Origin of the sequence: Commensalibacter sp. M0133 (assembly GCF_016101485.1) — a bacterium.
GTDB classification, from domain to species: domain Bacteria; phylum Pseudomonadota; class Alphaproteobacteria; order Acetobacterales; family Acetobacteraceae; genus Commensalibacter; species Commensalibacter melissae.
Genome location: NZ_JACFQI010000001.1, coordinates 346,457 through 361,406, shown reverse-complemented (window position 1 = coordinate 361,406; position 14,950 = coordinate 346,457). Strand labels below are relative to the sequence as shown.

Here is a 14,950-nt window from a genome sequence, read left to right as displayed (position 1 = left end):
GATTGTTAGTTTAAAAGTTTTCTACATTCCATGCGTATGGAAATGGGAACTTGGTGACTGCATATATTTCTCGCGTCCACTTTGCAAAATTCCAATGCATTGTTGTATAGGGATCTTAATATTTTACTGTTAACATCCCTGTCATTGTCAAATTTGTCATTGGCTTTTTGTTTTTTCAATTCATGTATATCTTTTAAGGTTTCAATACATGAGGGACTTATTGTTGTTGATTGGGTTCGTAAAATTTTGAAAATAGGTTGTAATTGTTCATATGAAAAACTGATTGATTTTTCATCACTTGATTGTCCATAAACAGTCAAGGGAAATAGGGTGATTATAAAAGTTAAAAATCTTGTTCTATTTTTCAATTTAGTCTCTAGTTAAGGCTTGATTTCATAATTGCAAAGTTTATGTTATCCAGCTGTTAAAGTTAGATAAAAACCTTTATATTATATATGTTTATAACATAAATGATATATTTATACAGTTTTTTAGCATATTATCCTATAATAACACACAAACTATTCCTCAAGTTTATCCCCCAAATTGTGGATAACTTTATGTCGGATAAAAATCAATCCTTGGATAGAAAATTATAATATTCAATCATAACGTTAATAAAAATAGTATTGAAGAACATGAATGGAAAGAAAATGGTAAATTTAAGAATAAATAATATCAAACATTTTTTTTGTATCGGTATTTGTTTAGTTTCATCCGCACTGTTTCTTAATGGATGTTCAGGAACAGCTGAAACACCAGTTCCGGCAGGAACACAATCATCTGTTGGTTATGGATCTGTTTGCAAGGCAGGAATTTATAGCTGTCATACTCCATATCAAGTTCCTTTGGGCTCTCCATGCAGTTGTCCTGGTGTAGGAGCGCCCTCCTACGGTAATGTTCACGCGAAATAAATAAAATTGACAAGTTAATTCGGAATTCCTCATGATCTTTTCCGCATCAAAGAATGATAAGGATCTTTTTGCCTCCGATCACACCTTTTTTAGTGAGAATTCAAATAAGAAGTCAATGATTGATAATAAGGTTCCTCTGGCTGATCAATTGCGGCCAGTGGAATTGGAGGAGGTTGTCGGACAAAATCATTTGGTTGGTAAAAAGGGCATTATTACCCGTATGATTAATCATGGTACTTTATCAAGTTTGATTTTGTGGGGTTATCCTGGAACAGGGAAGACGACGATTGCCCGGATTATTTCCCAGTATACAAATTTGAGATTTGTTCAAATATCCGCAATTTTTTCCGGGGTAGTAGAATTAAAAAAAATTTTTGACGAGGCAAGAAAATATAGACAACAAACCGGTAAGGGTACCCTATTATTTGTGGATGAAATTCACCGTTTCAACCGTACTCAACAAGACAGTTTTTTACCCGTTGTTGAAGATGGAACTATTATTCTGATAGGGGCAACCACTGAAAATCCATCTTTCGTGTTAAATGGTGCTTTGTTATCCCGTTGCCAATTGATGGTACTGAAACGTCTTGATGAAGAAGCGTTGAAACAACTCATTCAGCGTGTTGAAATTAATACTGAAAAGAAATTGCCTCTTACGGATAAAGCCTTACATGTTCTTATTGCCATGGCAGATGGAGATGGTCGCTATCTCTTGAATATGGTAGAACAATTAATCAAACAAAATTTTGATCATAAAATTGATGAAAATGCGTTAAATGAATTACTAAGCCAAAAAGCAGTATTGTATGATAAGGATAGGGATGGGCATTATAATTTGATTTCAGCTCTTCATAAATCACTTCGAGGTTCGGATCCCGATGCTGCCTTGTACTGGTTCGCGAGAATGTTGGAGGGTGGAGAGGATCCAAGATATATTGCAAGACGATTGACCCGTTTTGCATCGGAAGATATTGGATTAGCCTCACCTAATGCTCAAATACTGGCAATTTCAGCTTGGGAGAGTTATGAACGGTTAGGATCACCTGAAGGGGAAATCGCATTGGCTGAATTGGTAGTTTACTTGGCAACAGCACCAAAGTCCAATGCTGTTTATAAAGCCTATAACAAAGCGAGAGCGGTTGCAAAAAAAACGGGAAGCTTGATGCCACCAGCCCATATATTGAACGCGCCAACCAAAGTGATGAAAGAACTTGGTTATGGCAAGGGATATCAATATGATCATGATACAGAAGAGGGATTTTCTGGACAAAACTATTTTCCTGATCGTATGAAACGTGAACAGTTTTATTTTCCCACACATCGGGGAGCAGAAGAGATCATTTCAAAACGTCTTGAACAGTGGAATAAACTTAGAAATAAATAGATTATATGAAAATTTTAAATATTACGGTTAAAGATGAAGATGGTCAAGTGCGTCTTGATCGTTGGGTAAAAAGATATTATCCTCAATTTACGCAGGGCATGATTCAAAAATTGTGCAGAACCGGTCAAATAAGGGTTGATAAAAAAAGAATTCAGGCATCTACACATTTGAATACTGGAAATGTTGTTCGGCTTCCTCTTGTTGAAAAAGATGTTCTATCATCAAAAAAAAATCATGACATGGATCCCCATTTTTCAAAAAAAGTTAAAAGCTGGATTATTTATGAAGATAGCGATTTATTTGTTATAAATAAACCGTCCGGTATTGCTGTTCAGGGGGGTAGTAATGTAAGATTTCATATTGACGGAATGCTCGAAACATTGAGGGAAAATAGTAACTATCGTCCCTGTTTGGTTCATCGTTTGGATAAAGATACTTCCGGTATATTATTGATTGCTCGTCATCCAGCTGCTGCAGCAAAACTAACTGCTGCGTTCAGAGGCAGGGCAGTAAAAAAAATATACTGGGCCATTACAACAGGTCGTCCCGTTTCATCAAGTGGTAGGGTGACGCTTCCATTATTGAAAGTTGAACGTCCGGGCGAATCATATGTCGTTGTTTCAGAAGAAAATAAAAATGCGCAAAAAGCTGTAACGGAATATATGGTTAAAGATTATGCCGCCAGGAAATTTGCCTGGGTCGAATTATATCCCCTTACTGGACGCATGCATCAACTTCGTGTTCATTGTTCGGCCATGAACTGTCCTATATTGGGGGATAAAAAATATAATCAAGTGAATGGCTCACTCGAAGGTTTTCCAGAATTACTACATCTTCATGCCCGCGCAATAATCATTCCTCATCCCCAGGGTGGGTATCTGGAGGTTGAAGTTGAATTGTCATCCCATATGAAAGAAACATTTAAGAGATTGGGATTTGATATGCCATCCGGTAATTGTGTCAAAGTTAATAAAAGATAAAAAAATATAATTGAAAATGTTTCATTTGAAAAATTAATTTCGTTTTATGATTGCATAAAAAAACCATCATGTTATTTCTGATTAGTTTATATTTTTAACTTACCATTATTAAATGAATCCAAAGATTAATGATGCTAAAAAAGAAAAAGATATTTATTGGTGTTTTGGGAGCCTCTGTATTATTGATAGCGGGAAGTAACCTTGCAATCAATTACATGATTGACCGGCAAAAAATCAATGATCAATTATCAGAAATAATTGAAAAAAAAACAGGACGAAAAGTCCATTTAAATCATTTGTCTCTTCAATTGGTTCCCTGGCCTGAAATCAAAGCATCGGATATTGCTTTGGAAAATATAAAAGATGGCAAGGCTGATTATTTCATTCATGCAGGGAAATTTTCAGCGAAAATTAATTTATTGTCTTTGTTAAAAAAAAATATCAATATTCATGCATTGGAACTTTCAAATGTAAAATTAAATTTGGAAGAAAATCAAGAAGGTATAAAAAACTGGGAATTTCATCCCTATAAAAAATCAGATATTCCGTCTGAAAAAAATAAGAAAAAAAATAAGAAAAAATGGACAGTTAATTTCAGGACAATCAATTTCAGTCATGTTCAGACATGTTACGATAATTTTAGAAATAATAAACATGCCCATTTTCTTTTGAAAACTGTTGATATTGATCAGTTTGAAGGGAATAAGATACGTTTTGAAATTAATGGACATAATCATCAAGCGAATTTTTCATTATCTGGACGTATTAATCATGCGGATGCTTTGCTATTGCATAGAAATGTAGTTTCTTCATCTCCTGTTAAATTCCAAATGGTTTTAACAGAGTATTTTCAAAATCAAAATGTCGGAAATATACATGTCAATGGAACTGTAAAAGATTCTATCAATTTGAAAAATTTCTCAATATCGGCAAGAGGTGCGATTCTAAACCTGCAGAACCTTAATTTGTTACTTCCACATGCCAATTTACCATTGGTTGAAAATATTACCTTCAATACGCTACTTGAAGATATTGATACAGAAACGGAGAAAAATTCAAAACCAAAAATAAAACTGTTACAATTAAATATGGGTTATATTCCAATTAGGGAATCATACAAAGATTTCGATTTGACGAATGTCCAAATCATGGCCAATCAGTTTAATGAAAATATAAATATCCAGTTTAAGGGAAAACTGAATGACAATATATTCAGTTGGGCTGGCGATTTGGGAACATTGAATAATTTTCAACAAATATTGTTTTCAGATAATCTCAAGGAAATACCCATAAAGGGAAATTTGTCATCAGATAATTATTCGGCACAGATTCATGGGACAGTAGGAGGAAAAAATCCATCTCTCAAAATAAAATTAAATGCATTAAATATTGACCATCAATTTTCTAAAATTGGTTTTGTTGAAGCACATGATATATTTTATAGTGGTAAAATATATTTGCCTTTTAGAGTTGACATTCAGTCAATCAATCATATTCGCGATGAAATTTTGCACAATTTGGGTGCAGAAGGTAGTATAAACGGTAGAAATCTTCAATTTAATCAATATAATTTTAATAATTTTTCAGGATATTTTAATTGGAATAACAACCAGTTAAAAATTAACAATGCACAGTTCATTAATAAACAAAATCATCTTAATCTTGATATCGCCTATAATCATAACAATGATGATCAAAAACTGTATGTTACGATCCATCCATCCGTTTTTCCGATGGAGTGGCTGGAACAAAGATATAAATTGGCAGAATTGTATAGTGGTCCTATTGAAGTGGCTGGAAATATTTCAGCTAAAGGTTCAAATTATGATCAGTGGATTCATTCAATGGTTGGACGAGTTGGAATAGCCGGAATTGGAGGAATCGTCAAGGCTGAAGGATTAAGACATTATCTAGGTAAAGCGGCTGATACTTTGCCATTGAAAAAGAATCTTTCAACGCAATGCTTGGCGGTACATCTTAACCTGAAAAATGATCAATTATATTTTGATACATTTACACTTCAGGCTAAAAAATTTGCCCTGAATGGAACAGGGTATTATTTTATACCCGCACATCAAATTGATTTTCATATTGTTCCCGATATCTCATTGGGTTCATTCAGTGCCTCCCTGCCAATCATTATTAAAGGCAATCTTGACAAACCGATCATAAACTTTGAAAAAAATAAAGATAAGGTTTTTACCCTAAGTATTAATACGATAAAAAAAATGCTTGAACGCACCGATTATTGTTCAGATTCCTTATCAAAAGCTAGAGCACAATAATTATAAATACCTGATATTGGAAAAATTATATGAACAAACCATTAAAATTGCGCCGTTTTTGGGATAAGGCAACTTATATCAAAGATGATGATGGTTTTAGGATATATCTTGATAAACAATTATTACGTCTTCCGCAGAAATCGATACTAAAAGTATCTAACGAAACGCTAGCAAAAAGAATAGTAGATGAATGGCAAAATGCCGGTTGTAAAAAAGGAGATATTTTTTCATTTGATACTTTACCCATTACGCGAATAATCAGTACTCTTATTGAAAAAATCAAACCTGATCGTAAGAAATATATTGATGTCCTTCTTCCCTATGTAAATGGTGAATTGCTTTGCTATCGTGCGGAAAAACCTAAACAATTAGTAAATAAACAAAATCAGCTATGGCAACCTATTTTGCAATGGATTGAAGAGTTTTTACATATAACCTTTAGGGTGACAAAAGGGGTTATGCCTATTGTGCAGGATAAACAAACAATCAATAAGATAAAAACCTATATTATGAGGCTTTCTGATGAAGAATTGACTTTTTTTGCTGTAATTATACCATTATTGGGAAGTGTTGTATTATCAATTGCCATTTTTGAAAGAAAGTTATCAGCACAGCAAGGATTTGAGTATGCTTATCTGGATGAACATATTCAATCTCAAATTTGGGGTTATGATGCAGAACAACAACAAAGATTAAACCTTATACAGAAAGAAATCAATGAATGTGTAGATTATCTTGAATATATCAATAATTGAGGTTCAAATAATTTGATTATCAAACCTCAGAAAATAGTTTGAAAGTTAAATTTTAGACCAAGTTTCCTCTTCTGGCATAAGCAAACATATTACCGCTTGACAGGCAATACCTTCCTGGCGGCCTGTAAATCCCAGTTTTTCGGTAGTTGTCGCTTTAACGGATATAGCTGAAAGTTTGAGTTGCAACAATTCTGAGATCTTTTGCCTCATTGAATCGATATACGGACGCATTTTCGGTTTTTCACAAATCAGGGTAATATCCAGATTACTTATTTTACCACCACGTTCTATTATGCGTTTTCCGGCATGAATAATAAATTTTTGGCTATCCGCATTTTTCCATTGAGGATCAGAGGGAGGAAAATGACTGCCGATATCCCCTTCAGCCAAAGCACCATAGATAGCATCACATAAAGCATGCAGAGCAACATCGGCATCTGAATGGCCTGCCAATCCATGTTCATAGGGTATATTAATACCGCACAGGATCAATGGACGATCTTTTTCAAAAGCATGCACGTCAAAACCGGAACCTATTCTCGGAATCATCACTTTAGACATAAGGCATTCCAATCGTTTCAAATCATTTTTGTAGGTTAATTTAATATTGTTTTCATCACCCATGACCAACATAACGGGTAATCCCGCCTGTTCAAAAAGCGCTGCATCGTCTGTCGCTCCTTTGGAGAATGAACCGCGATGAATTTTAAGTAATTGGCGAAAATTAAACCCTTGAGGTGTTTGTGCACGATATAAATCATCTCTCGAAACTGTATACTCAATAATATTTTGTTTAGTTTTTTTAAGTGTTTCAGCAACGGGAATGGCGGGAATAGCTGCAGGATATTGTTTAAGAGCGTCAATTACCTTTGTAATAATCTCAGATGATACATTCGGTCTTGCTCCATCATGTATTAGAACAACATCAGGCTGTTCAGGTTCGGGAAGTTTTGCCAATGCTTCCAGACCGGCCTTTACACTATCCTGTCGTTCTTCCCCCCCTTGAATGATTGGTAAAATCTTATTATTTTTTAGATCATTTAAAACTGGAGACAGCAATGAGGCATCACCTACGGGCTGTACAAGATCAACATGAGGTAAAAATGCTTTGGCAGCATGAAAGATGACAGGATGACCCAGCAATTGAACATACTGTTTTGGTAACGTTCCATTTTGATTGAACCGTTTACCTGAACCGGCAGATAGAAGAATAAGAGCGATGCGCATAATAACTGAATTGTATAAAAAAAGATATTTTTGTTAAACTATAATTAAAGTAAAAGACTTTATTAATCATGTTTTAAATAATAAATCAATTGTGATAAATTTTACGAAATCAAATTGAAAATAATACCGATAATGATTACAGATACTGCTGAAGATATTCCTGATTTGAAACCAATTTGCCTTGCTGGGGATAAAATAATCAACTATCCTGTTATTCTGGCACCTATGGCAGGAGTGACAGATTTTCCATTCAGACAATTGGTCAAGAAATTCGGTGCGGGCCTGGTTGTTTCCGAAATGATAGCCTCATGGGCCATGATTCGTGAAAACAAGACAACGTTGCAAATGGCTGAACCCATTACAAAGGGCTTGAACTCTACCCAATTAGCTGGTTCAGATCCTCAAGCCATGGCTGAGGCGGCACGAATCGCTGTTGATAAAGGCGCTGATATTATTGATATTAATTTTGGCTGCCCCGTCAAGAAAGTGGCTGTGGGTCAACAAGCTGGCTCAGCCCTGATGAAGGATGAATTAAAAGCATCAATTATATTGGAAGCAGTGGTTAAAGCTGTTGATGTTCCGGTTACGCTTAAAATGCGTATGGGATGGGATCATCAATCCCTAAATGCCCCACAATTGGCCAGAATTGCTGAAGAATGTGGGATTAAAATGATTACAGTGCATGGCAGAACACGACAGCAATTATATAAGGGGAAAGCGGATTGGTCTTTTGTGAAGTATGTTAAGGAAGCTGTTAAAATTCCAGTAATCGTTAACGGTGATATTGTTGATTTCAATACTTCTGTGATTGCTTTGCAACAATCAAAGGCTGACGGAATTATGATTGGACGGGGTGTTTACGGAAAACCCTGGCTTTTATCCAAGATTATCCATTACCTGCAATGCAAGGATATTCCAGCACCTATAACCTTGCAGGAAGAAAAAGAGATCATTCTATCTCATTATGATTCCATGTTAACCTATTATGGGGAGTATTCTGGATTAAGATTGGCCCGTAAACATTTATCATGGTATTGTGCGGGCTTACCTGATTCCGCTTCATTCAGAGCGTCAATTAATAAAATGGACAACGCCAGGGATGTAATCTATGCAATTAACGAATTCTATGATCACCATAGTGATGAATTTTTAATAAGGCATGAATTTGTTAATTGAAATTTATGATGAGCAAAAATATTCATGTTTTTACAGATAGTAATGAGATAATTGAGGCTTTACCTTTTCCATTGGTGATTATCAATCATTTCGGAAAAATTGTTTATTTGAATCATCAGGCAGAATTGTTGTTGAATATTTCCAGAAAATCTGCCCATTGTTGTGAATTGAATGATTTTTTGCTGGAAAATTTATCTTTTTCAACATTGTTTTCACAAGTAAAAGAAAATAGACGTGTTGTTAGACAATACGGAATGAAATTAAGATTGAAAAACGGTAATAATAAAGAATTTTTTCTTTCTCTGGCTCCAGTTGAAAATAATGATGATCTATATATCGTTACATTTCATGATCATTCCTTGCTCAATATCATCAGGAATTCACGGCAAACAACTGATTTCAATCAGATTGAAAAAAATCTGTCACTCATGCTTTCGCATGAAATAAAAAACCCATTGTCAGGTATTCTTGGTGCGGCACAATTGCTGCAACAAACTGTTACAAATGAAGATAAAAAGCTAACCGGCTTAATTTGTACAGAAGTTGAGCGCATAAGTAAAATGCTTGATAGATATATTGATGAAACGCATAAACATATCAAATATTCGAAGTTGAATATTCATGCTATTTTGAATCATGTTATTCAAATCGCAAAAAACGGTTTTGCTAAAGATATCAGAATCAATGCATTATACGATCCATCTCTACCTTTAATAATGGGCGATAAAGATGCATTAATACAATTATTTCTTAATCTTATCAAAAATGCTTCAGAAGCATTGCAAAATTTTGATAATCAAGATGAAATAAGTATAATAACCAAATATCAATCAGATTTGATGATAAAAGAGGCGTGTCATCACTATAATTTTTTACCATTATTGATTGTTATTCGAGATACTGGAGCAGGCGTATCTGAAAAAATAAAAGATCATCTTTTTAATCCGTTTATTAGTGACAAGGAAAATGGATTGGGAATCGGATTAGCTTTATGTAAAAAAATTGTTCAAAATCATGGAGGTATGATTGATGTTGAACGAAATAAGAAATTCACTGATTTTAAGATATTTCTTCCCATCAAACAATCCAAATCGAACCTGAGATATTAAGTTGTAATTAATTAAAAATGGTTATAAAAAAATCAACAATCTTAATTCTGGATGATGATACCTCGATCAGAACAGTTTTAAGTCAGGCCTTTACACGACTAGAATATAATGTAATGGCAACGACAAAAGTTGAATTGGGATTGGATTGGGTTAAGAAAAATAAAGTTGATCTTGTCATAACAGACATAATGATGCCTGATATAAATGGCTTTGATGTTATTGACAGGATTAAATCATTTAATATTGACATACCCATTATTGCTATAAGTGCATTATCAACACTTTCAACGGCATTAGAGGTTGAAAGAAAGAATATTTTTGAATATTTCCCAAAACCATTTGACCTTAATAAGTTAATTGCAACGGTACGAAAAGCATTAAAATCTTTAAAAGTCAATTTTTACAATTTTGATGGAATTATTCATGAAGAAAATTTACCCTTAATTGGTCAGTCAACAGCGATGCAGGAATTGTATCGTATGATCGCTAGGCTAATTCGATCTGATTTGACTGTTCTTATCACGGGAGAAAGCGGAACGGGTAAAGAGCTCGTTGCAAAAGTTTTACACAATTATGGTAATGGAAAAAACAATTCATTTATAACGATAAATTTGGCTATTTTACAGGATGATGATATTGAAAATGAGCTTTTGAAATATACTCCTTTTATTCTTGAAAATAAAAAAGAAATAGACAATCTGGAGAAAAACTATAAAGGTACAATATTTTTGGATGAAATAGGTGAGTTATCACTATCTGCCCAATTTCATCTATTGAAATTTCTTGAAAAAAATTTTTGTTTCTCAACGAATAATTTAAAAACAAAAAAATACCGTATCATAGCGACATCAAAAAACAATCTATTTGAGTTGGTTAAAACCGGGCATTTCAGAGAAGATCTCTTTTATTGTTTAAATATTGCACCATTATATCTTCCACCTTTAAGGGAGAGAACTGAGGATATACCTTTACTTATCCAACATTTTTTAAAAAATGATCAAAATATTATAAATTTTTCTAACGAAACTATGGATTATTTTTTGACTTATAGTTGGCCAGGAAATATTCGTGAATTAAAAAATATCATAACTCGTCTATTGATTCTATATCCCTATGAAACAATCGAGGTTGATTTTGTAAAAAAGATTTTAAATGATTCTTCCATGATTGATAAATCATTCAAGTTGGACAGTTTAAAACCTTTGTCAAAACTGATTGAAAGTCATCTAAACCGTTACTTTATTGAAAATAAAGGTCAACCAATTTCAAATTTACATGAAAAAATTATAATGGAAGTTGAGCGACCCTTGATTGAAATGGCCCTTGTGGAAGCTGAAGGCAATCAAATAAAAACGGCTTCGATGCTGGGAATAAATCGAAATACATTACGTAAAAAAATGAAAATGTTTAATCTTCTCGAATTGAGTAAAAAACATAAAGGCTCAACATGTCTGGAAAAATCTATAAACAGAAAGTGAATAAGGTTACTGAAAAATTTTCTAATAGAAAAGCCACTATTTTCTTAGTTGTGCTGGCCTTGATTTTTACAATCATAACTTTTGTTATTCTTTCAGGTGGAATTGTTACATCTCATAAATCATCGGTACAATTTGTTATTTTAAGTATTAACGGATTAGTTCTTGTTTTATTGATACTAGCTTTATTCTTTTGTATATTTCGTTTGATTTCCGAACATAGACGACGATTGGTTGGTTCAAAAATACATATCAAGCTAATTGTATTATTTAGTATTATTGCCATAGTTCCAACCATTTTGGTTGGAATTTTTGCGACAATTTTATTTCATTTTGGCATTCAAAACTGGTTTAATAACAGGGTAAGCACAGCGCTTAACGAGGCTTTGCTGGCTTCAAAAGGTTATTTACAGGAACATAATGACAATATACGCACTGAAGCCTTTTCTTTGGCCAATTATATACAAGGTATTCAAAACAATTACGCTCAAGCAGGTCAGGATCTATATGATGATAGTAATAGCCTTGATCAGATTCTTGATTCTCAAGCAACATTAAGAGGATTAAATGCTGCCTTTGTCTATAACTCTTTTACCCAAAAAATAATTGCGTCGGGTGGTTTATTCAATAATACATCATACGCCAAACAATTACCTCGATCAGCGACCTTGATGTCACATAATGATGTGGCAATTTTGGATTCACCTGATGAGGAAACAGTTCGTGCTGCCATTCCTATTAACGATACTCCGCCGCTCGTTTTATTGATTATAAGGCCTGTTGATCCGGTTATTCTTAATCATATGCATAAAACTGAAAAAGTTGTTATGCAGTATAATGATTTAAACAACAAAAGTTCAAAAATTCAGGTGATGTTTGTAATTATATTTGCATTGATTGCATTGCTTGTTGTTTTGGTGGCCATTTTGATAGGCCTTTTTATTGCCAACCAAATTGCTCGTCCTGTCGGGTTATTGACGTTAGCTGCACAAAAGATCAGTAAAGGTAACCTCAATGTTAGGGTACCTGAATATGGTAAGGATGATGAAATAACCGATTTGGCACGTGCCTTTAATCAAATGACCAATCAACTTTCTTTCCAGCATAAAGAACTTATAGAGGCCAATCAGCAAATTGATGAACGCAGACGCTTCACCGAAGCGGTTTTATCCGGTGTTTCCAGTGGAGTGATTGGGTTAGACAAGCAAGCAATAATTGAATTGCCTAATCGATCAGCAAATCAACTTCTATCTATTGATTTAATGAATTATATAGGACATAAAATTACGGATGTTGTACCAGAATTCTCTCCCTTGCTATCAATTATTTCCGAAGAAAGAGATACCATCAATAACAATCATAAATTAATTCAAAAGGAAATTCAAATCAAAACCTCTGCTGGGAGTAGAATGTTGCTTGCCCAGATTGGACCAGAAATCAGGGGAAATGAAATTGAGGGATTTGTAATTACCTTTGATGATATAACGGATTTACAAGCGGCGCAGAGAAAAGCCGCCTGGGCAGATATCGCCCGTCGAATTGCGCACGAAATCAAAAACCCTTTAACACCTATCCAACTTTCTGCAGAACGACTTCGAAGACGTTTTCTTAAAGAGATATCCAAAGATCAGGATATATATAATCAGTGTATTGATACAATTGTACGTCACGTTGGTGATATAGGTAGAATGGTCGATGAGTTTTCATCTTTTGCTCGACTTCCCCAACCTGTTATCAAAACAAACGAAGTGACACGCATTATTAGGGAAACATTATTTCTTCAGCAGAATGCACATTGTGAAATAAGATATCATACGGATTTGCCCAATGACAAAATTGAAATGAATTGTGATGCGCGATTGATAAGTCAGGCTCTCACCAACTTGTTTCAAAATGCATCAGATGCTATAAATATGGAAAATGAAAAAAGTAACGGTCATGAAAATTACATAGGAAATATTTGGGTTACATTAGAGTTAAATAAGAATAATATTATCATTTCAGTAAAAGATGATGGAATTGGTCTTCCACAGGAGGACAGGTTAAGGTTAACTGAACCTTATGTAACCCATAAACCTAAGGGAACAGGATTAGGTCTCGCTATTGTAAAAAAAATTATGGAAGAACATAATGGGACATTGCAGTTAAAAGATCGGATCGAAGGTCGGGGAACAATATCAATTTTGACTTTTCAAATACGAGGACAATATGACGCATGAAATTTTAATCGTCGATGATGAGCCAGATATTAGACTACTCATTGAGGGAATTTTACAAGATGAGGGGTATGAAACTCGACTTGCCGGGGATGCGGATTCAGCGATTAAGGCCTTTCATGCAAGAAGACCATCCTTAGTCATTCTTGATATATGGTTGCAAGGGTCAAAAATGGATGGTTTGGAAATTCTTAAACTCATACAAAATGAAAAACCTGCTGTTCCCACTATCATGATATCAGGTCATGGAACAATAGAAACTGCTGTTTCCGCACTTCAACATGGTGCATATGATTTTATTGAAAAACCCTTCAAGACAGATCATCTGCTAGTAGTAGTTCGTCGTGCTCTGGAAGCTGCAAAATTGGCAAGGGAAAATGAAGAATTACGTTTTCGAAGTGGATACGAAGTTAAATTAAATGGACAAAGTCAAACTATCAATTCTGTCAAAAGTCAAATTGAGCGTGTTGCGCCAACTAATTCTCGAGTTTTAATATATGGTGCGCCAGGTACGGGAAAAGAAGTGGCTGCTCGAGCTATACATAAATTATCCAAAAGAGCAGAGGGGCCTTTTTTTGTATTAAATTGCGCAACCCTTTCCCCAACAAGATTTGAAGAGGAATTGTTTGGTATTGAGGGCAATACACAAAATAATTTGCAAAGACGTACCGGTGTTCTTGAAAAGGCTCATGGAGGTACGCTGGTGTTAGATGAAGTTGCCGACATGCCTCTTGAAACACAGGGAAAGATTGTTCGAGCATTACAGGATCAAACATTTCAACGTGTTGGCGGTTCCAGCCGCGTTAAGGTTGATGTGAGGGTTATTGCCATTACGAATAAGGATTTAAACCAAGAAATTGCCAATGGAAGATTCCGAAAGGATTTATATTATCGTCTTGCAGTTGTGCCTTTGAAAATTCCAAGCTTGAAAGAAAGAAGAGAAGATATACCTGAACTCGCAACTTTCTTTTTGAAGCATTATTCTGAATTAACCGGAGTGCCAGTCATTGAATTATCAGCAGATGCTCTAACAACCTTACAGACTTATGAATGGCCAGGAAACGTACGTGAATTACGCAATTTAATGGAACGGCTTTTAATCATGATGCCTGGAAATGTTAATGAAGCTATCCGTACTGATATGTTGCCATCAAATGTCGGTCAAAACGCACCGGGTTTATTGAAAATCGATACACAAACTGATATCATCAGTCTTCCGTTAAGAGAGGCTCGTGATATTTTTGAAACGCAATATTTACAAGCTCAATTAATGCGGTTTGGTGGCAATATCAGTCGGACTGCTGGTTTTGTTGGAATGGAACGAAGTGCTTTACACAGAAAATTGAAACAGTTAGGAGTTACCGGATCAGAAGAAAGAAATAATAATAATAATATAAATAATTAAACTGTTAATATATGCAAGTTTCAA

Annotated in this window: 12 protein-coding genes; 10 read left to right on the top strand and 2 right to left on the bottom strand. The window is 34.5% G+C overall.

Annotated elements, in window-relative coordinates:
• Positions 1-5: 5 nt before the first annotated feature.
• Complete coding sequence (locus tag H3T46_RS01595) at positions 6-368, bottom strand: hypothetical protein (protein ID WP_198195456.1); 363 nt, start codon at positions 366-368, stop codon at positions 6-8.
• 285 nt (positions 369-653) lie between these two features.
• Between H3T46_RS01595 and H3T46_RS01590 the strand changes: the two genes are divergently transcribed.
• The 5 genes from H3T46_RS01590 (at position 654) to H3T46_RS01570 (ending at position 6,318) form a co-directional block, all read left to right on the top strand.
• A complete protein-coding gene (locus tag H3T46_RS01590) occupies positions 654-914 on the top strand; it encodes a hypothetical protein (protein WP_155580410.1) in 261 nt (86 codons plus the stop codon).
• 115 nt (positions 915-1,029) lie between these two features.
• The gene (locus H3T46_RS01585) at positions 1,030-2,298 is read left to right on the top strand and encodes a replication-associated recombination protein A (RefSeq protein ID WP_232349991.1); all 1,269 of its coding nucleotides are present in this window, start codon (positions 1,030-1,032) and stop codon (positions 2,296-2,298) included.
• Between the two features lie 5 nt (positions 2,299-2,303).
• Complete coding sequence (locus H3T46_RS01580) at positions 2,304-3,278, top strand: RluA family pseudouridine synthase (RefSeq protein ID WP_198197227.1); 975 nt, start codon at positions 2,304-2,306, stop codon at positions 3,276-3,278.
• Between the two features lie 128 nt (positions 3,279-3,406).
• On the top strand, positions 3,407-5,563 hold the full coding sequence (locus H3T46_RS01575) for an AsmA family protein (protein ID WP_198197226.1): 2,157 nt from the start codon (positions 3,407-3,409) through the stop codon (positions 5,561-5,563).
• A gap of 29 nt (positions 5,564-5,592) precedes the next feature.
• Complete coding sequence (locus H3T46_RS01570; protein ID WP_155580406.1) at positions 5,593-6,318, top strand: ATP12 family chaperone protein; 726 nt, start codon at positions 5,593-5,595, stop codon at positions 6,316-6,318.
• Between the two features lie 45 nt (positions 6,319-6,363).
• On the opposite strand, the gene H3T46_RS01565 is transcribed toward H3T46_RS01570, so the two are convergent.
• The gene (locus tag H3T46_RS01565) at positions 6,364-7,545 is read right to left on the bottom strand and encodes a bifunctional 2-C-methyl-D-erythritol 4-phosphate cytidylyltransferase/2-C-methyl-D-erythritol 2,4-cyclodiphosphate synthase (RefSeq protein WP_155580405.1); all 1,182 of its coding nucleotides are present in this window, start codon (positions 7,543-7,545) and stop codon (positions 6,364-6,366) included.
• A 132-nt stretch (positions 7,546-7,677) separates the two neighbouring features.
• Here H3T46_RS01565 and dusB point away from each other — a divergent pair, with 132 nt between their 5' ends.
• Genes dusB through H3T46_RS01540 form a run of 5 tightly spaced genes read left to right on the top strand, consistent with a single transcriptional unit; the run spans position 7,678 to position 14,926 of the window.
• Entirely contained in the window at positions 7,678-8,721 is a 1,044-nt protein-coding gene (gene dusB, locus H3T46_RS01560) for a tRNA dihydrouridine synthase DusB (protein WP_155580404.1), read from the top strand.
• A gap of 8 nt (positions 8,722-8,729) precedes the next feature.
• A complete protein-coding gene (locus H3T46_RS01555; protein ID WP_198197225.1) occupies positions 8,730-9,830 on the top strand; it encodes a nitrogen regulation protein NR(II) in 1,101 nt (366 codons plus the stop codon).
• A 17-nt stretch (positions 9,831-9,847) separates the two neighbouring features.
• Positions 9,848-11,308, top strand: a complete 1,461-nt coding sequence (locus tag H3T46_RS01550; protein WP_198197224.1) for a sigma-54 dependent transcriptional regulator — start codon at positions 9,848-9,850, stop codon at positions 11,306-11,308.
• Positions 11,278-13,524, top strand: coding sequence for a PAS domain-containing sensor histidine kinase (locus H3T46_RS01545; RefSeq protein ID WP_198197223.1), 2,247 nt, complete (start codon positions 11,278-11,280; stop codon positions 13,522-13,524). Before H3T46_RS01550 ends, H3T46_RS01545 begins: the two co-directional genes overlap by 31 nt.
• The gene (locus tag H3T46_RS01540) at positions 13,514-14,926 is read left to right on the top strand and encodes a sigma-54 dependent transcriptional regulator (RefSeq protein ID WP_198197222.1); all 1,413 of its coding nucleotides are present in this window, start codon (positions 13,514-13,516) and stop codon (positions 14,924-14,926) included. The genes H3T46_RS01545 and H3T46_RS01540 overlap by 11 nt, the downstream gene beginning before the upstream one ends.
• Positions 14,927-14,950: the final 24 nt, after the last annotated feature.